General features: G+C 72.4%; 16 protein-coding genes. 8 read left to right on the top strand and 8 right to left on the bottom strand.

Going from position 1 to position 18,319, the window contains the following annotated elements; translation table 11 throughout:
• Positions 1-38: 38 nt before the first annotated feature.
• Positions 39-1,553 carry a BACON domain-containing protein gene (locus tag B4N89_RS16605; protein WP_078976605.1) on the bottom strand — a complete coding sequence of 505 codons (1,515 nt, stop codon included), beginning with the start codon at positions 1,551-1,553 and terminating at the stop codon, positions 39-41.
• Between the two features lie 133 nt (positions 1,554-1,686).
• Here B4N89_RS16605 and radA point away from each other — a divergent pair, with 133 nt between their 5' ends.
• Together radA and disA are read left to right on the top strand one after the other, a co-directional pair.
• A complete protein-coding gene (gene radA / locus B4N89_RS16600) occupies positions 1,687-3,078 on the top strand; it encodes a DNA repair protein RadA (RefSeq protein WP_078976604.1) in 1,392 nt (463 codons plus the stop codon).
• Between the two features lie 350 nt (positions 3,079-3,428).
• Complete coding sequence (disA, locus tag B4N89_RS16595; protein WP_235618650.1) at positions 3,429-4,538, top strand: DNA integrity scanning diadenylate cyclase DisA; 1,110 nt, start codon at positions 3,429-3,431, stop codon at positions 4,536-4,538.
• 189 nt (positions 4,539-4,727) lie between these two features.
• Here the strand turns inward: disA and B4N89_RS16590 are convergent, their stop codons facing one another.
• Positions 4,728-5,594 carry a hypothetical protein gene (locus B4N89_RS16590; protein ID WP_078976602.1) on the bottom strand — a complete coding sequence of 289 codons (867 nt, stop codon included), beginning with the start codon at positions 5,592-5,594 and terminating at the stop codon, positions 4,728-4,730.
• 181 nt (positions 5,595-5,775) lie between these two features.
• On the opposite strand from B4N89_RS16590, the gene B4N89_RS16585 reads away from it, so the two are divergent.
• Entirely contained in the window at positions 5,776-6,729 is a 954-nt protein-coding gene (locus tag B4N89_RS16585; RefSeq protein WP_078976601.1) for an A/G-specific adenine glycosylase, read from the top strand.
• On the opposite strand, the gene B4N89_RS16580 is transcribed toward B4N89_RS16585, so the two are convergent.
• Positions 6,653-8,491 (bottom strand): hypothetical protein, encoded by a 1,839-nt coding sequence (locus B4N89_RS16580; protein WP_078976600.1) that lies wholly within the window; start codon positions 8,489-8,491, stop codon positions 6,653-6,655. The two genes, B4N89_RS16585 and B4N89_RS16580, sit on opposite strands and share 77 nt — an antisense overlap.
• A gap of 416 nt (positions 8,492-8,907) precedes the next feature.
• Between B4N89_RS16580 and B4N89_RS16575 the strand changes: the two genes are divergently transcribed.
• The gene (locus B4N89_RS16575) at positions 8,908-9,144 is read left to right on the top strand and encodes a hypothetical protein (RefSeq protein ID WP_078976599.1); all 237 of its coding nucleotides are present in this window, start codon (positions 8,908-8,910) and stop codon (positions 9,142-9,144) included.
• Positions 9,145-9,159: 15 nt separating this feature from the next.
• Here the strand turns inward: B4N89_RS16575 and B4N89_RS16570 are convergent, their stop codons facing one another.
• Entirely contained in the window at positions 9,160-9,627 is a 468-nt protein-coding gene (locus B4N89_RS16570) for a GNAT family N-acetyltransferase (RefSeq protein ID WP_078976598.1), read from the bottom strand.
• Positions 9,628-9,944: 317 nt separating this feature from the next.
• Between B4N89_RS16570 and B4N89_RS16565 the strand changes: the two genes are divergently transcribed.
• The 3 genes from B4N89_RS16565 to B4N89_RS16555 all read left to right on the top strand — a co-directional run bounded on the left by B4N89_RS16565 (position 9,945) and on the right by B4N89_RS16555 (position 12,706).
• A complete protein-coding gene (locus tag B4N89_RS16565) occupies positions 9,945-11,009 on the top strand; it encodes a PRC and DUF2382 domain-containing protein (RefSeq protein ID WP_078976597.1) in 1,065 nt (354 codons plus the stop codon).
• A 153-nt stretch (positions 11,010-11,162) separates the two neighbouring features.
• A complete protein-coding gene (locus B4N89_RS16560) occupies positions 11,163-12,029 on the top strand; it encodes a sterol desaturase family protein (RefSeq protein WP_078976596.1) in 867 nt (288 codons plus the stop codon).
• A complete protein-coding gene (locus tag B4N89_RS16555) occupies positions 12,026-12,706 on the top strand; it encodes a lysoplasmalogenase (protein WP_078976595.1) in 681 nt (226 codons plus the stop codon). Before B4N89_RS16560 ends, B4N89_RS16555 begins: the two co-directional genes overlap by 4 nt.
• 9 nt (positions 12,707-12,715) lie before the next feature.
• Here B4N89_RS16555 and B4N89_RS16550 read toward each other — a convergent pair whose 3' ends face one another.
• The 4 genes from B4N89_RS16550 to B4N89_RS16535 form a co-directional block, all read right to left on the bottom strand.
• Positions 12,716-13,105, bottom strand: coding sequence for a tetratricopeptide repeat protein (locus tag B4N89_RS16550; RefSeq protein WP_201260853.1), 390 nt, complete (start codon positions 13,103-13,105; stop codon positions 12,716-12,718).
• Positions 13,106-13,157: 52 nt separating this feature from the next.
• Complete coding sequence (locus B4N89_RS16545) at positions 13,158-14,198, bottom strand: NAD(P)-dependent alcohol dehydrogenase (RefSeq protein ID WP_078976594.1); 1,041 nt, start codon at positions 14,196-14,198, stop codon at positions 13,158-13,160.
• Positions 14,199-14,341: 143 nt separating this feature from the next.
• Positions 14,342-15,094 (bottom strand): SDR family NAD(P)-dependent oxidoreductase, encoded by a 753-nt coding sequence (locus B4N89_RS16540; protein WP_078976593.1) that lies wholly within the window; start codon positions 15,092-15,094, stop codon positions 14,342-14,344.
• 71 nt (positions 15,095-15,165) lie between these two features.
• On the bottom strand, positions 15,166-15,852 hold the full coding sequence (locus B4N89_RS16535) for a TetR/AcrR family transcriptional regulator (RefSeq protein WP_161500739.1): 687 nt from the start codon (positions 15,850-15,852) through the stop codon (positions 15,166-15,168).
• A 144-nt stretch (positions 15,853-15,996) separates the two neighbouring features.
• On the opposite strand from B4N89_RS16535, the gene B4N89_RS16530 reads away from it, so the two are divergent.
• The gene (locus B4N89_RS16530; RefSeq protein ID WP_078979403.1) at positions 15,997-18,177 is read left to right on the top strand and encodes an MMPL family transporter; all 2,181 of its coding nucleotides are present in this window, start codon (positions 15,997-15,999) and stop codon (positions 18,175-18,177) included.
• Positions 18,178-18,319 lie beyond the last annotated feature (142 nt).

The raw sequence follows: 18,319 nt of genomic DNA, 5'->3' as shown, positions 1-18,319 counted from the left end.
TTTCGAGGTCGACAATCATACTTTCGAGTGAATATCCGTCACCTTTGCTGGAATTCGCTCGTCGCACTTTCGTGCGAAGCCGGTCCTCCGGTGACGTTCAGCGAAACACCGGTCGGATTCGCCGAAACGGACACTGCCCACGTGGTGGCCGGTGCCCTGTCCGGATTCGCCGCGATCGTGATCGATATCGACTGGCCGTTGGCCAGTGTGCCGGCCCGGGAACTCACGGTGAGCCAGTCGTTCTCCGACACCGCCAGCGACCAGGCGACCGGCCCGCCGGTGGCGGTGAGCCGGACGGTCTGCGCGGCGCCGTCCGCGCCGAGGTCCACCGTCGAGCGGGACCAGGACAGCGTGCCGGGCGCCGCCGGATTGCCCTCGCCGGTGCCGCCCGCCCGCGGAAGGGTCAACGACCCGCCCGCAACCGGGGCGCCACCGCTCGTCGACGGCTTGGCGCCTCGGCTCGGCCGCGCGGTCGGCTTCGCGACGGCGGACCGGGTGCTCGGCGCCGAGGTCGGCACCGCCCGCGCCGTCGACGGCGCGGGCGCGGTACCGGGGACCACACTCGCCGCGGCGGCCGGCGACTCGGCCGGATGCAGCGCCGGCGGCCGCTCCGAAAGCGGCGCCGTACTCAGCGCGATCGGCGTGTCGTGCTCGGCCCCCGGCCGCGACAGCACCGCCGTACCGAACACCAGCGCGACGGCCGTCGCACACGCGGCCACCACCGGCACCCGCGACCTCGGCCGACCCGTGCCCTTCGGAAAGCCGCCCCGCTCGACCGGATCCGCCGACTCGACCGAGCCGTCCGCCCGCAGCGCCATCCGGATCGCGTACGGCGCCTTGGCCGACCCGCCGCCCGCGAGCAGCGCCCGCACCTCCACCGGCCCCGGGCGCAGCGCCAGGCAGTCCGGGCAGGAGTCGACGTGCAGGTACAGCGGTTGCCGCAGCCCCGCCTCGACCGCGGCCCCCGCGTCCGGCAGCAGCAACGCGAGTTCGGGGCAGTCCCGCCGCGCGTGCGTGGCCACCGCGTACACCGCGAGGGCCTGCTCGAACCGGACCGGCCCGCGCGCCAGCAGCCGCGCCACCCGCCGCTCGGACACGCCCAGCACATCGGCCACTTCGGCGTCGCTCAGGCGGTGCCGCGCCGACAGGTCCAGGGCGATCCGCTCGTCCTCGTCGACCGCCCACAGCGCGTACGGCACCAGCGGCGCCAATCGGCGCCGATCGGGCACCGACCACCCCGCGCCACCCGCGGCCAGGACCTGCTCGACCACCCCGGGACCGGCCCGCTCTCCCGCCGCCCGTTCGGCCACGACCCGGACCAGCGCGTACAACAGCGCCCGACTCCGGCGCGGGTCGCGCAACGCGCGGATCCGCTCCGGCGCGACCGCCAGCGTCTCGCGCACCACCCGCTCGGCGACCCGAGGCTGGTACCCGAGCGCCACGCAGAAGCCGAACAACGCGTCACCGTGGGTGTCGTACAACGCCACCGCGTCGGGCACCGCGCCCGTTTCGTCCGTCGTCCCGGATTCCCGCACCGCACCGTCCCCCACCATGCCGCCACACGGTAGGCACAACGCCCGACCGCCACCATCGCTTTGCCCACCCGGTGACAGGATCAAGACATTCCGCCCGTGGTCGATCCCGACCGCGCCTCCACTGTCGGCGCGGGCCGTTACGGTTCCTGGCATGGCCAGGACCACCACGAAGGATCGCCCGTCGTATCGCTGCACCGAGTGCGGCTGGACCGGGCCGAAATGGCTGGGCCGCTGCAACGAGTGCCACGCGTGGGGCACGGTCGAGGAGTTCGGCGCGCCCAAGGCCCGCTCGATCGCCGCCGGACCGGTCACCACCGCGGCGCTGCCGATCGGCCGGATCGACGTACAGCAGGCCCGGTTCCGCCCGACCGGCGTCGACGAGTTGGACCGGGTGCTCGGCGGCGGCCTGGTCCCGGGCGCGGTCGTACTGCTCGCGGGCGAGCCCGGCGTCGGCAAGTCCACCCTGCTGCTCGACGTGGCGAGCAAGTCCGCCTCGCCGGCCGCCCGCACCCTCTACATCACCGGCGAGGAGTCGGCCGCCCAGGTCCGCCTGCGCGCGGGCCGGATCGGCGCGCTGAACGAGGAGCTCTACCTCGCCGCGGAGACCGACCTCGCCGCGTTGATCAGCCACGTCGACGCGGTCAAACCCGCGCTGCTGGTGGTCGACTCGGTGCAGACCATCGCCTCGCCCGCGATCGACGGCGCCCCCGGCGGCGTGTCGCAGATCCGCGAGGTGACCGGCGCGCTGATCCGGATCGCCAAGGAACGCAACATCGCCACCGTGCTGGTCGGCCACGTCACCAAGGACGGCTCGATCGCCGGCCCCCGCCTGCTGGAGCACCTGGTCGACGTGGTGCTGCACTTCGAGGGCGACCGGCACGCCCGACTGCGCCTGGTCCGCGCGATCAAGAACCGCTACGGCACCGCCGACGAGGTCGGCTGCTTCGAACTGCACGACGAGGGCATCACCGGCCTGACCGACCCCAGCGGCCTGTTCCTGACCCAGCGCGCCGAACCGGTCTCCGGCACCTGCGTCACGGTGACCCTGGAGGGCAAGCGGCCCCTGGTGGTAGAGGTCCAGGCGCTGGTGGCCCCGTCCCAGATCCCCACCCCGCGACGGGCCACCTCGGGCCTGGACTCGGCCCGGATCGGCATGGTGCTCGCGGTCCTGGAGCGGCGCGGCGGGGTGCGCCTGGAGAAGACCGAGATCCACACCGCCACCGTCGGCGGCGTCAAGCTCACCGAACCGGCCGCCGACCTGGCCGCGGCGCTGGCCCTCGCGGGCGCCGCCGCCGACCATCCGCTGCCGACCAAGCTGGTCGCGATCGGCGAGGTCGGCCTCGCGGGCGAGATCCGCCGCACCACCGGCGTGCAGCGCCGGCTCGCCGAGGCGTTCCGGCTCGGCTTCACGCACGCCCTGGTGCCGCCCGATCCCGGGAAGATCCCCAAGGGCATGAAGGTGATCGAGGTGGCCGACATCCGCGAGGCGCTGCGCGCGTTCAACCTGGTCTCCGCACGCGAGCGCCGGGACGACCGCACATGATCGGCGGGGCCCGCCGACGGGGCCCACGCCACCCTCCCCCGCGCGCCCGACCCCGCTCCCGGGCGCCGTCCGGCAACTTTCCGGGTGCCCCGAGGAGTGACCATGTGCCGCCTCGGACATACTCGACACGCGGAGCGGCGCGCGCGACCCGTGCCGAAATCCGGCTTCGAGTCGGTTGCGGCGACCGGTCGGCGGCCGGGAGGCACTAGACTTTTCCACCGATCTTCCGACGTAGCGGCCGACCTGTGTCGTCCGCAGGTCCTGAGGCGCTCCCGGCCGTGCATACCGGAGCAAATGCCCGGGTGACGGCCGATGGCCGGCCGAGGATGGCAACGACCACGGGGAGTTCTGTGGCTACGAATGACCGGACCGACAAGGGGACGAGCGCCGACGCGGCTCTCGTGAGGGCGGCGCTGCAGTCCGTGGCCCCGGGCACCGCCCTGCGCGACGGCCTGGAGCGCATCCTCCGGGGCAACACGGGCGGCCTGATCGTGCTGGGTTTCGACAAGGCGGTGGAGGCGCTGTCCACCGGCGGCTTCGTGCTCGACGTCGAGTTCTCCGCGACCCGGCTGCGCGAGCTGTGCAAGCTCGACGGCGGGGTGGTGGTCGACCGCGAGTGCACGAAGATCGTCCGGGCGGGCGTGCAACTCGTCCCGGATCCGTCGATCCCGACGGAGGAGACCGGCACCCGGCACCGCACCGCCGAGCGGGTCAACAAGCAGACCGGCTACCCGGTGGTCTCGGTGAGCCAGTCCATGCGCCTGATCGCGCTCTACGTGAACGGTCGGCGACACGTCCTGGAGGACTCGGCGGCGATCCTGTCCCGGGCCAACCAGGCGCTCGCCACCCTGGAGCGCTACAAGCTGCGCCTCGACGAGGTGTCGGGCACGCTGTCCGCCCTGGAGATCGAGGACCTGGTCACCGTTCGGGACGTGTGCGCGGTGTCCCAGCGGCTGGAGATGGTGCGCCTGATCGCCCGCGAGATCGACGGCTACGTCACCGAGTTGGGGGTCGACGGCCGGTTGCTCTCGCTGCAGCTCGAAGAGTTGATCGCGGGTGTCGAGGACGACCGCAAGCTGGTCGCCCGCGACTACGTGCCGGAGCGCGCCATCAAGCGCGGCCGGACCGAGGCGGACGTGCTCGACGAACTCGACGGCCTGGCCCACGCCGATCTGCTCGACCTGCAGACGGTGGCCCGCGCGCTCGGCTTCACCTCGGGCCACGAGGTCCTGGACTCGGCGGTCAGCCCGCGCGGCTACCGACTGCTCGCCAAGGTCCCCCGGCTCCCACCGGTGGTGATCGAGCGGCTCGTGGAGCACTTCGGCGGCCTGCAGAAGCTGCTCGCGGCCAGCGTGGACGACCTCCAGGCGGTGGACGGCGTGGGCGAGGCCCGGGCCCGCAGCGTCCGCGAGGGCCTGTCCCGCCTCGCCGAGTCCTCGATCCTGGAGCGCTACGTCTGAGCACTCGGCGGTGACACGGGAAGGGCCCCGGCGCTCGGCGCCGGGGCCCTTGCCGTCGCGTTCTCGTCCCGCGTTCTCGTCGGGTGTTCGGATCGTGCGCTCGCGTCGTGCGTTCGGGTCCGTGTCGGCCGGCCGCCGTGCCGCCCCGCCGCCGGTGGGCGGCGGGAGCGGGCACCGGCCGCCACGCCGTTACTTGCCGACCGTGGCGGTGAAGACGAACTCGCCGGAGGGCTCCACGCCCGCCAGCACGCCCTTGGCCCGGTAGGCGGCCTTGTCCGCCGGGGCGGCCTTGGTCTGCCCGCCGTTGGTGGCGCACTGTGCGGCGTTCGAGCGGGTCCAGGCCCAGTCCCGGGTGATCGAGACGGCCTGCGAGGCGCCCTGCTGGATCTGGCGCACGTCGGTGCCCGGGCCGGCCGCGCAGTCGGCCGAGCTCCACAGCCGCTCGCTGCCGGACAACACCTCGATGTAGGCGTGGCTCGGCGCGAGGTCGACGTAGCAGGTGGGACCCGACTCGTTGGTGACGATCACCTTCAGCGCCACGTTCTGCGAGGCGTTGTAGGCGCTCTTGCCCGCCTCCACCGGCTGGATCTGCACCCGGATCATGGCCGGCGTGCACCACGTGCCGCCGCCCGGTGCCGGCTTGCCGCCACCCGGGACCGCGCCGCCGCCCGGGGTGCCCGCGCCGCCCGCCGACTGGCCGGTCTGGCCACTCTGCCCGCCGGGCTGACCGGAGGCGCCGGCCGACGTACCGGCGGAGGTACCCGAGGACGTGCCGGAGGTGCCGCCGGGCGTGCCCGTACTCCCGCCCGGGATCGGCGGGTTGGCGCCGTTGGTCGGGTTGGCCCCGGGCGTGATGGCGCTCGGATCGGGCGAGACCGAACCGGACGGAATCGGCTTCTTGTCCGAGGCGTTCTTCTTGTCGTCGGAGTCCCCACCGGCAGTGCATGCCCAGGCCACCAGCGCGATCAACAGCGCGAGGGCGAGCAGCACGACGACCCGCCGACGCCAATAGACGGTTGACGGCAGGTGACCCACGGGACGGCGCATCGAGTCCACGCGCAAACTCTAGGGGAGATCGTTACGCCGTCCGGTGTAGCCACACCGTCCGAAGCGTTGGATTTTCCGGCCGTGTCGCGACCGAAGAAGCCCTGGTCGCGGGCCTATTCCGGCATTTGCGGGCAGAAGCCACCGTCACTCGCCCGAGTGACCCCCCGTAACGTGCGAGGATCAGGGGGAGATGTCACACGCACTGCACGAGCCGATCCTCGACTGGTATTCGGCCAACAACCGCGATCTGCCCTGGCGCACCCCCGACGCGTCCGCGTGGGCGGTGGTGGTCAGCGAGTTCATGCTGCAACAGACCCCGGTGGCCCGGGTGTTGCCGGTCTACACGGCCTGGCTGGAGCGCTGGCCCACCCCCGCCGCACTGGCCGCCGACGAACCGGGCGAGGCGGTGCGGATGTGGGGCCGGCTCGGCTACCCGCGCCGCGCCCTGCGCCTGCACGGCGCGGCGACCGCGATGGTCGACCGGCACGACGGCGAGGTCCCGCGCGAACACGCGGACCTGCTCGCGCTCCCCGGGGTGGGCGAGTACACCGCCGCCGCCATCGCCTCGTTCGCGTTCGGACAGCGGCACATCGTGCTGGACACCAACGTGCGCCGGGTGATCGGCCGGGCCATCGACGGCGTCGAGTATCCGCCGCAGGCCACCACGCCGGCCGAACGGCGCACCGCCGGCACGCTGTTGCCCGCCGCCGCCGAGACGGCGTCGACCTGGGCGGTGGCGATCATGGAGCTCGGCGCGCTGGTGTGCACGGCCAAGTCGCCCAAGTGTGTGGGGTGTCCGATCGCGGCGTTGTGCGCGTGGCGCCTGGCCGGCAAGCCCGCCTACACGGGTCCGCCGCGACGGGGGCAGACGTACGCGGGCACCGACCGCCAGGTCCGGGGCCGACTGCTCGCGGTGTTGCGGGACAGCGCAGAACCGGTGGCCCAGGCCGCGTTGGACGCGGTGTGGGACGAACCCGTCCAACGCGCGCGGGCGCTGGACGGGCTGGTCGCCGACGGTCTGGTGGAGCCGTTGGCGGCGGGCGTGTACCGCCTGCCGGCCGGTCCGCTCAGTGACAGTACTTCTTCTCCGCGTCGATCGGATTCGTCGGAATCCGCATCGAATTCCGTTTCACCGAGCCGGTGAAATTCTTCCAGAACCGGGACAACGACATGGGCTCGCGGGTCGCTTCCTGAAGTTCTCGAATTCCGCCGCAATTCAGCGCCCGACGGGCCGCCTCGACCTTTGCCGGGTCGACATTGCGCAGGTCGAGCGGGGTGCCCGGCCGGGTGAAGTCGGCCAGAATCCATTCGATGTAGGTCAGTTTGTCGTGCCCCGACCGGGTCCGATAGTCGAGGTCGAGGTGCGCGCCGAGCGGATTCGCCAGGCCGAAGATGTCGATCGCCAGCCCCGAGGTCGGCACCAGCACGGCGGGCTGGCCGAGGGCGCCGTAGACGACCGAATCGGTGACCGGGACATGGTATTCGAGCGGCGCCGACCGGAAGTCGAAGTTCAACATCCAGAACTTGTCGGGCTCGTGGTAGTAGGTCAGATAGACGAACTGCGCGCCGGGTGTCACCCGATCCGCCTGCCATTCCCTGCCGACCCCTTCGAGCCGCTTCACGAACGCCGCCCGGTAGGACGCCGCGGTGACCGGATTCGAGTCGCCCGTCCAGGCCGTGTACCAGGTGCGGGTGTCCTCGATGTTCTTCGGCCCGAAGCCCTGGTACGGCACCCGCATCGCGGCCGCGCAGACCAGCGACCACACCGCGAGCGCCGCCGCGGTGCTCGCGTACAGCCGTTGCAGCGGCAGCACCAGGACCGGCAGCAGGAAGGCGAAGGTGCCCGGCAGCAGCAGCCGGGCGTGCATGAAGTCGCCGCCGACCACGATCACATAGCCGAGCAGCACCGTGCCCGCGACCAGCGCGGTCCCGGTCAGGACCCGGATGCGATAGCGCTCGAAGTCGCCCACCGAGCGGCCTACGGTCGCCAGGAGACCGACCGCGACCACGGTCAGCAGCAGCGGCGCCCAGATGTTGTACGGGCTCGCGTAGTCCTCGAAGTACGTCCACCCGCGCCCGACGTCGGTCTTGGTGCCCTCCTTGGCTATCGCCGTGTTGGGCAGCAGGACGCCGTAGTAGCCCATCCGGAAGAGCTGGTAGAGCACCGGCAACAGCCCGCCGCACGCCGCGAGCACGGCCAGCCGCTTCCGGGTCGGGCGCAGCAGCAGCCAGGCGGCCACCGCGAACACGACCGTGCCGAGCGCGAGGTCGGGCCGCACCAGGACACCCATGCCGAGCGCGAACGAGGTCCACGCCTGGCGGGCGAACGAGGTGTCCCGGTCCAGCCGGACCAGCAGACACCAGCTCGTGCCCAGCCAGACGAAGATCAGGCCCATCTCCAGGCCCGAGGTGGCGAAGTCCCAGAACGGCGGGAGCGCGGCGATCACGAGCGCGCCGGCGGGCAGCGGCCATCCGCCGCCGGGCAGGTCGCGGTAGAGCCGGCGAGTGCCCGCCGAGGCCAGCGCCAGGCCGACGACCGCGCAGCCGAGCGAGCCGTAGACCGCGACGGCCACCAGGTCGATCCCGGTCACCCCGCCGACCAGCGCGAGCAGCCACGGCCACAACGTCGAGGTCGCCGCCTCGGCCCGCTCGCCCACGTTGAAATTGGGTCCGTTGCCGTCCAGGATCTGCTGGGAGACGCGGACGAAGATCAGTCCGTCGTCGCCGATCCAGCGCCGCCCGAAGGCGGCCACGCCGAGCAGCAGGGCGGGGACCAGGACGACGGCGAGCGCCCATCCGGTCCGTGCGTCCGGCCGATACCACGGTCTATGTGGCGATATTTCCGGACCGGAATCCTTCGCGCCCTCGACCGCGTGATCCTCGACCAAGGCGCTTTCTACGCCCATCGTCCTGCCCCCGAGCTCTTGTGGTTCGCACTTCGATCCGCGCGATAATAACATCGGTGAAATACCTGTTCGAATTACCCCTGCCCGAAGCCCGGCAATGGGATCGAAAACTGTATCGATCCACCGCGCCCGACATCGTCTTTGCGGGCCTATTCTTTTCCAACGTAACGAAATAACCGAGCGAACGCATTACCCGCCCGCCTCGGCCCGACCGATCGACGGCCCGAGGGTCGAGGGCCCGGACCGGCCCTTCACCGCGCGCCCCGCTCCCCCGGCCGCCCGCAACCCGGTGCGGGGTTCTGCCCGGAATGCCGGCGCTCGGCCCTCGACAAGCGAATACTGGGTGTGCACGCGGCGGCTACGCAACGCGATCCGGCCGCGCCGTAGGCGGTACACCGAGAGCGAAGGGGGACGCGGTGACGGAGGACGCCGGCCACGACGAGCACGGATCGGGCGACGCGATCCAGTGCATGGGCTGCCAGGGCACCGGGCTGGACACCTCGGGCCGGGTGTATCGCAGTCGGCACCGCGAGGTGTCGACGATCTGGGCGGGCACCCGCTGTCCGCACTGCCGGGGCACCGGTTGGCTGCGCAACGGCCCGACCGATCCCCCCGAGGGCTCCACGGGCGGCCCCTGGCGCACCGGCACCTGACCCGGGCGGCCTCCCTCAACCGGGCGCGGCGCCACTCGCGACGGGTCGCAGATAACGCCGAAACCCCTGGGCGATGGCGTCGAACCCGCAGGCCCGATAGAAGGCGTGCGCGTCGGCGCCGCCGGCGGCGAGCAGTTGCACCTTGTAGCACCCGGCGTCGCCGGCGGCGGTGAGCGCGGCGGCCATCAGCCGCCCGCCGATGCCCCGCCGGCGATGCGACGCGGCGACCACGACGTTCTCCACGAACATGATCGAGTGCCCGCCCCGGGTCAGGTTGGGCAGCACCACGCTGTCGACGGTGCCCACGACCGTCCCGTCGAGGTCGGCGACCAGCACCGTGCGCCCGCGCTGGGTGGCGATGTCCGCCCAGATCGGATGCGCCTGCTCGATCGGCAGCGGCACGTCCCCGGGATGGAATTCGGCGTAGAGCGCGAGCAACCCCGACAGATCCCGGGCGGTCGCCGGGCGGATGGTCATGGTCATGCCGAGAGCCTACAAATCGGGACCGCCCGGGGCACGACACCCGGCCGCCCCACCCCCGCGCACCGCCGGGGCAACCCCGCGCCGACCTCCTGCCCATTCACCCACTCGGGTGAAATTCCGCCGACCCCCGCACGAGCCGGCGCGGATCGTATTCCCCCAGTTGACGGCGCCGCGCCGGGCTGCCGCCCGACCCCGCCCGGACCCCCTCCGGTTGTCGCTTCGTCCGATTCGCCGTCTGCTGGAGAACGAAGCTCCCACACGACTACCTCCGGCCGGCGGCACCCCCGCCGCGACTCCGGGAACAGGAGCGTTGGCTCGTGAAGACGAATGTCACCCCGCAGGAACTGATCGGCCGCAAGGTCGTCGATTCCGAAGGCAGCAAGATCGGGACCATCGGCCAGGTGTACCTGGACGACCGCACCGGCGAGCCGGAGTGGGTCACCGTCAAGACCGGCATGTTCGGCGGACGCGAGAGCTTCGTACCGCTGGGCCCGGCCGACATGCAGGGTGACGACCTGCGTGTGCCGTTCGACAAGGAGCTGGTCAAGGAGGCGCCCAGTCTGGGTACCGACGAGCACCTGTCGCCGGAGGAGGAGGCCCGTCTCTACCGCCACTACAGCGTCACCCCCTCGGGCGGCATGACCCGCACCGGGACCACCGAAGGCACCGCCGGAGCCGCCGGTACGGCCGCCGCCGCGGGCACCCGGCACCGGTCCGACATGTCCAAGTCCCAGCTCGCCGGTTCGGACGACGGCTACGAGGAGCTGACCGGCAAGCACGACCCGTCGGTACGGACGAACGATCCGTCGGCCCGGGCCGCGGGCGCGCCGACCACCGCGGCCGCCGGCACCGCCGGCGCCATGAGCGGACGGACCGCGCGCACCGACACCGGGACCGCCGGCGCCACGACCCGGCCCGCCTCCGCCGCCTCGGGCACCGCCCGGACCGCGGCGACCTCCGGCAAGGCCGGCATGGATTGGATGACCCGTTCCGAGGAACGGCTCGACGTGCACGTGGAGACGATCGAGGCCGGCCGCGCCGCGCTGCGCAAGGTGGTCGAGACCGAACGGGTGGACAAGGTCGTCCCGGTCATGCACGAGGAATGGGAGATCGTCCGCGAACCGATCGACGACTCCAACCGCCGCGACGCGCTCGCGGGCCCCGACATGAAGGAAAGCGCGCTCGAGATCGTGCTGCACGCCGAGCGGGTCGTCGTCCACAAGGAGGTCGTCCCGGTCGAGCGCATCCGACTCGTCTCCAAGCAGGTGCAGGGCGAGCAGCGAGTGACCGAGGAGGTCCGCCGCGAGCGGATCGAACTGCACGACGGGGACAAGGTGCAGGTCCTCGACGGCAAGGGCGAACGGCTCGACAAGAAGCGGTAGCACCGGCACCACGGGAAGCCCCCGATCACCCCCGGTACATCCCTCCGGCGGCGATCGGGGGCTTTCGCGCGGGCCGCGCGGGCTCGCGCGGCCCGGGAAAATCGCGGGAAATCACCTCTTCCACCCGGCGTTACTCGCCAGTAGGGTCCGAGCATGGACCTCACGGTGTTCGCCATTCCGGCCTTCACCCTCCTCCTGGCCGTCGAGTGGGCGTCGTATCGCTTCGCCCCCGACGACGACGAGCGCGGGTACGCGGTGAAGGACACCGCGACGAGTCTGACGATGGGCCTGGGCAGCATCGCGGCCGGCCTCGGCTGGGGCCTGTTGACCGTCCTGGCCTGGGACGGACTGCACGAGTTGACCCCGTTGCGGCTCCCGCACACGTGGTGGACGTGGGTCCTGGTCATCGTCGGCGTCGACTTCTTCTACTACTGGGAGCACCGCGCCGGTCACGAGGTACGGCTGCTGTGGGCGAGCCACGTCGTGCACCACTCCAGTCGGCACTACAACCTCTCCACCGCGTTGCGGCAGCCCTGGACCGGTGTGCACCACATCGTGTTCATCGGGCCGATGCTGCTGCTCGGCTTCCCCTTCGCGATGGTGGTCACGTCCTTCTCGATCAACCTGCTGTACCAGTTCTGGATCCACACCGAGCGGATCGGCAGGCTCTGGAAACCGATCGAGTACGTCTTCAACACCCCGTCGCACCACCGCGTGCACCACGGTTCGAACCCGCGATACCTGGACCGCAACTACGGCGGCATCCTGATCGTGTGGGACCGGCTGTTCCGCAGCTTCGAGCCCGAGGGTGAGCCGGTGAACTACGGACTGACCAAGAACATCGGGACGTACAACCCGCTGCGGGTGGCCTTCCACGAATACGCGGCGATCGCGCGCGACGTGCGCGCCGCGCGTACCTGGCGGGTGCGGTTCGGGCGGGTGCTGCGCGGTCCCGGCTGGCAGCCCGCGCCGGCCGCGTCGACGGCCCCGGCGGGCGCCACCGCCGAGGCCGCGGCGTGAGAGCTCGTGCGCTGCTCGCCGCCTACCTGATGCTGGGCGTCGCCGACTCGGTGCTCGCGGCGGCGGAGGTGGACGGGGCCCGCTGGGTCACCAAGCCGCTGTTGATGCCGGTGCTGATCGCCTTCGTGTGGGTGGCCGCACGGCCCGGCGCCGAGCACGATCTGCGGCTGCCGATCGGCGCGCTCGTGGGCGGGTTCGTCGGCGACGTGGGGCTGCTGGTGGATCGGGAGGCCACGTTCCTGGTCGGGATGGCCGGGTTCGCCGTCGGGCATGTGTGCTACCTGCTCGCCTTCCGGCGGATGGGGATCACACTGTCGCCGTGGCTGCCGGCGGGGTACCTGCTCGCCTGGGGCGTCATGATGGCCGCCGTGTGCGGCGGACTGGGCGATCTGCTGGTGCCGGTACTCGGCTACAGCCTCCTGCTCACCGCGATGGCCGTGTGCGCGGCCGGGGTGGGCCGGCGCACCGGACTCGGCGGCGCGCTGTTCCTGGGCTCCGACGCGGTGATCGCCCTCGGCCTGGCCGATGTCGGCCTGTTTCCGGGTCAGGCGGCGCTGGTGATGCCCACCTACGTGGCCGGGCAACTGCTGTTGGCGCTCACCTGGGCGAGCCGGCCGTTGCCCGGCCGGCACGCCGACGCGGCGGCGGACCCTCGGTCCACCGCCGCGTCGGGTTGAGCGGGTCGATCAGTCGGCGTACCTGGCCGCCGCCGCGATGTACTCCGGCTCCGGGTTCATCGCCGCCGCGAGCCGCAGGTACGGGGCCGCCTCGGCGCCTCGGCCGGCCCGCTCCAGGGTGCGGCCGAGCGCGTGGGTGGCCCACGCGTCACACGGGTCGAGTTCGATCACCCGGCGCAGCGTGGCCTCGGCCCGGCGGAGCTGGAGCGAGAGGTAGTACGCCCGCCCGGCCAGCTGCTGCACGGCGACGTTGTCGCGCTCCTCGTCGAGGGCCGGCTCCAACAGGCGCAGCGCGCGCAGCGGTTCGCGCTGTTCGACCAGTCCTTCGGCCATGCGGTAGGTCTCCAGGGTCAGCGTCACGTCGGCTCCCTTCGCGATGCTCGTGACGACGTCGGACACCGAGCAGAACCGAATACCCCGGCCGGGTATTCCGCGAGTGCGTGGCTCCCGCTCAGGAGCCCGGGACCAGTACCGCGCGGCCGTTGATCCGGCCGTGGTGCAGCCGGTCGTACACCTCCGGGGCGTCGTCCAGCGCGAACGTCTCCACGTGCGCCTGCACCGCGCCGCGGCGGGCCAGGTCGATCAGTTCGATCAGTTCGGCGCGCGAGCCCCAGTAGGGGGTGCTCACCGAGCACTCGTAGGGGATCAGACCGAAGCCGACCGGGAGGGTGCCGCCGCCGATGCCGACGATGGTCAGGTCGCTCTCCACGGCGGCGCACTTCGCGGCGAGGTCCACGGTGGGTTGTACGCCGGCGAAGTCGAGCACGAGTTGCGCGCCGCGTCCGTCGGTGGCCTCGCGGACGATGTCGGCGGCCTTGGCGTCGGAGGTGATCGCCAGGTGCGCGCCGGAGGCCCGGGCCAACTCCAACTTGTCCTCGCTCACGTCCAGCGCGATCACCCGCGCGGCGGAGAGCGCGCGAAGCAACTGCACCCCGATGTGGCCCAGGCCCCCGACGCCGATCACCACGGCGGTGCTGCCCGCGTACAGCTTGTCCAGCGAGCGTTTGATCGCGTGGTACGGGGTCAGCCCGGCGTCGGTCAGCGGGACGGTCCGCACCGGGTCCAGGTCGCCGATCGGGACCAGGTGGCGCGGGTCGTCGATCAGCAGGTACTCGGCGAGCGCGCCGGGGGCGCCCAGGCCGGGCGGGCGGATGCCGAGTTCCGCGGCGCGCGGGCAGTAGTTCTCCCGGCCCTGCGCACACGCGTGGCAGGTGCCGCAGCCCCACGGCCCGTACACCACGACGGCGTCGCCGATGTTCGGCCCGGTGACCCCCTCGCCGAGCGCGGCGACCACGCCGGCGCCCTCGTGGCCGAGGGTGAGCGGGGCGGCGAAGCCGAAGTCGGCGGGCGGGCGGCTCATCACGAAGATGTCGGAGTGGCAGACGCCCGCGGCGGTGACCCGGAGCAGTACCTGCCCGGGGCCCGGTTCGGGTGCGGGGATCTCCCGCACCTCGACCGGCTTGCCGAACTCGACGTATTGGACGGCCTTCATGGGTTTCTCCCTTTCCGGCGTACCGGCCCCCATGCGGATGACATGGCTGGTGCTCGGGTGGCACGGTGGGCCGGCTACGTCGATTCCAGACTATGACCCGCCAACCGGATGGATTACCGGGGCGGGGTATCCCGTCTCCCCGGCTACGGCGCGGTGTAGCCGCCGTCGACCGGGTGGTAACTCCCGGTGATGAACGAGGCCCGGCCGGAGAGCAGGAAGGCCACCGGCTCGGCGACCTCCTCGGGGGTGCCGAGCCGGCCCATCGGATGCAGCCGGGTCAGCGCGGCGCGCGCCTTCGGGTCGGCGTCGTCGAGCAGCGGGGTCTCGACGAAGCCCGGGCCGACCGCGTTGATCCGGATCCCGCGCTGCGCGTACTCGATCGCGGCGGTCCGGGTCAGGCCGAGCACGCCGTGTTTGGCGGCCACGTAGCCGGCCGCGTTCGGGAAGCCGACCACGGCCAGGATCGACGCCACGTTGACGATCGCCCCGCCGCCGCTCTCCAGCATCGCCGGGATCTGGTGGCGCATCCCGTGGAAGACACCGCCGAGATCGACGTCGATCACCGCGCGCCAGCCGTCCGCCGGGTATTCGCCGGTGGGCGCGTGCGGGCCGGTGACGCCGGCGTTGTTGACCGCGAGGTGCAGACCGCCGAACGCCGCCACGGTCGCGCGCACCAGTTCCGCGCCGGAGTCCGGGTCGGCCACGTCCACCCGCATGCCGCGCGCGGTGCCGCCGGCCTCGGTGATCTCGGCGGCGACGCGGGCCGCGCCGACGTCGTCGAGGTCGGCGACCACGACCCGGGCACCGTCGGCCGCGAGCCGCCGGGCGACGGCCGCGCCGATCCCGGAGGCGGCGCCGGTGACGATGGCGGTCCTGGCGGCGAAGTCGGCACTCATGCCTTCGATCCTGGAAGCCGACCACCGCGCCCGCCCGCCGGAGAGGGCCTATCGGGGGACGCCGGCCGGCGCTACAGGCCGTTCAGCGCCACGTCGAGGCCGCGGCTGACGATGTCGGCCTTGACGTCGTCCGGGAGTCGGGCCAGTTCGGTGTCGAGGAGCAGCACGCTCAAGCCGTGCACCGCGGACCACATCACCACGTCCGAGTACCTGCGCCGCTCCTGCGGGAGGCGGCCCAGCGCGACCAGTTCGTCCAGCGCCTCGGACATCAGCGCGTACGACTCGTCCGACACGTCGGGCACGCCGGACGCTTCCCCGTCGTCGCCCGCCACCTCGGCCGTCTGCCGCCGGCCGACCATCGGCTCGTCCTCGGCCCCGCCGAAGAAGATGGTGCGGAACAGGCCGGGTTCGGCGAACGCGAAGCGCACGTAGCCCAGACCCGCCGCGCGCAATCGGCGCATCGCCTCGTCACCGGGGTCCGGGCAGGGCTCGCCCTTGGCCAACTCGGCCCGCATCGTCGCCGCGAGCAGCGCCAAGCCGTGGTCCTTGACCGCCACGACCAACTCGTGGTGGTTGGCGAAGTGCCGGTAGGCGGCGGTCGAGGACACCCCCGCCGCCCGGGCCGCCTCGCGCAGCACGATCGCCTGCGGACCGGCCGCCCGGGCCCGCTCCACTGCGGCCTCGGTCAACGCGTTCCGCAGGTCGCCGTGGTGATACCCGCGTCGGCTCCGCGCACCGGCGGCTCGCTCGCTTGGCATGGTTCTCCGTTCGATCCAGCCCCATGTTGACACCGCGCACATTCGGTGCCAAGTTATCAATGCCAACATTGTTATCGGCGTCAACATGGCTCGCCGGACTCCGCACCGTCCGTTCCCCACGGCTCGCATGGAAGGTCGATGATCATGCTCGAACGACTAGGGGACCTCGTCTTCCGCCGAGCGCGCGCCGTGCTCGTGGTCGCCACACTGGTGTTGCTCGTCTCGGCCGGGGTGGGTTTCGGGGCCTTCGGCAAGCTGAAGTCCGGCGGGTTCGACGCGCCGAATTCGGCCTCCAGCCGGGCCCGGGACGAGATCGAGGACACGTTCGGCGGTCGCCCGAATCTGGTGATCGAGGTCCGGGCCAAGGACGGCTCCGGCGTGGACACCCCCGCCGTCGCGGACGCCGGACGGCGGCTCACCGCCGCCCTCGCCGCCGCGCCGGGCTTCGACCAGGTGGCCTCCTACTGGACCACCAACGCGCCCGGCCTCGAGGCCGACGGCGGACGCGGCGCGCTGCTCGTCGCCCACTCGGCCGAGGACGACATCGCCGAACTTCCCGAGAGCGCCCGCCTGCCCGCCGACAGCCCGCTGCGGGTCCGGATCGGCGGGGACGCCGCGATCGGCCCGGCGGTCAACGGCCAGGTCGGCACCAGCCTCGCGATCGCCGAGTCGATCGCCGTACCGCTGACCCTGCTGCTGCTCGTGCTCGCGTTCGGCAGCCTGATCGCGGCCTTGGTGCCGCTGGTGATCGGCTTCGTCGCGATCATGGGCACGTTCGCCGAACTGTTCGTCCTCGGCAGCCTCACCGACGTGTCGATCTTCTCGATCAACCTCACCACGGCCCTGGGCCTGGGGCTGGCCATCGACTACGCGCTGCTGATCGTGGCCCGACACCGCGAACTGCTGCACGCCGGGCACGACCTGCACGACGCGGTGGTGGGCACCGTGCGCACCGCCGGGCGCACGATCGTCTTCTCCGCCGCGACGGTGGCCGCCGCGCTCGCCGTGCTGCTGGTCTTCCCGCAATACTTCCTGCGCTCGTTCGCCTACGCGGGCATCGGCGTGGTGGTCATCTCCGCGCTCGCCGCGCTGATCGTCGCCCCGGCCCTGCTGACCGTGCTCGGCCCGCGCGTGGAGTCGATGCGCATCCGCGGCATCAAGGGGGTCCAGGGCGCCGAGGCGCCGATCTGGTCCCGACTCGCCGGCTTCGTCACCCGCCGGCCCGTGCTGACCGCGCTGCCCGTGGTCGCGGTGCTGCTGCTCGCCGCCTCGCCGCTGCTCGGGGTCACCTTCGGCACGCCCGACGAGCGGGTCCTGCCGACCAGCACCCAGGCCCGCCAGGTCGGCGACACGCTGCGCGCGGACTACAGCCTCGACGACACCCGCTCGCTCGACGTGGTCCTGCTCGGCGCCGGTGCCCAGGCCCCGGTGGACGCCTACGCCGGTCGACTCGCCGCCCTGCCCGGGGTGACCCGGGTGGACACCGCCGGCCCCGACCGGATCCGCCCGAACGCGCGGCTGATCTCGGTGATCACCACGCTGCCCGCCAAGTCGGACGCCGCACAGGACCTGGTCCACGACGTGCGCGCGGTGCCCGCCCCGAGCGCCACCGAGGCGTTGGTCGGCGGCACCGACGCCCGCCTGGTCGACACCAAGGCCTCCATCGGCGACCGCCTGCCGCTCGCCTTCGGGCTGATCGTGCTGAGCACCTTCGTCCTGCTGTTCCTGTTCACCGGGAGCATCCTGCAACCGCTGCGGGCACTGCTCCTGAACGGGCTCAGCATCACGGCCGCGGTCGGCATCACCGTGTGGGTCTTCCAGGACGGGCACCTGTCCGGCCTGCTCGGCTTCACCCCGCTGCCGATGGACACCTCGATGACGGTGCTGCTGTTCTGCATCGCGTTCGCGCTGTCCATGGACTACGAGGTGTTCGTGACCAGCCGGATCAAGGAGCTGCACGACGCGGGCGCGTCCGACGCGGACGCGGTCCGGCAGGGTCTGGGTCGCACCGGTCGCATCGTCACCACGGCCGCGGCGCTGCTCGCGGTGACCTTCGTGGCGTTTTTGACCAGCACGGTGAGCTTCCTGCAACTGTTCGGCTTCGGCGCGGCGCTGGCGATCCTCCTGGACGCCACGCTGGTCCGGGGCGTGCTGGTGCCCGCCGCGATGCGCCTGCTCGGCCGGCACGCGTGGTACGCCCCGCCGGTGCTGCGCAGGCTGCACGCGCGGGTGGGCCTGCACGAGTCGGCCCCGGGATCCGGCACGGCGCCGGACGCCCGGGCGGGCGCGGAGAGCCACACGGACGCGCCGGGCGTCGTGCGCTGACCCGTGCCGGTCGCCGCAGCGGCCGCCAGTCTCGCTCACGTACCGCCGCACCCTGTCACGCGGGGGAGGGTGCGGCACACCACAAGGGGCCGCCCCCGGGATTCGCATCCCGGGGGCGGCCCCTTCGTCACACCTCGCGTCG

The sequence above is a fragment of the Embleya scabrispora genome, assembly GCF_002024165.1.
GTDB classification, from domain to species: Bacteria; Actinomycetota; Actinomycetes; order Streptomycetales; family Streptomycetaceae; genus Embleya; species Embleya scabrispora_A.
The sequence above is the reverse complement of the archived record's forward strand: the minus strand, read 5'-3'. Positions and strand labels throughout refer to the sequence as shown.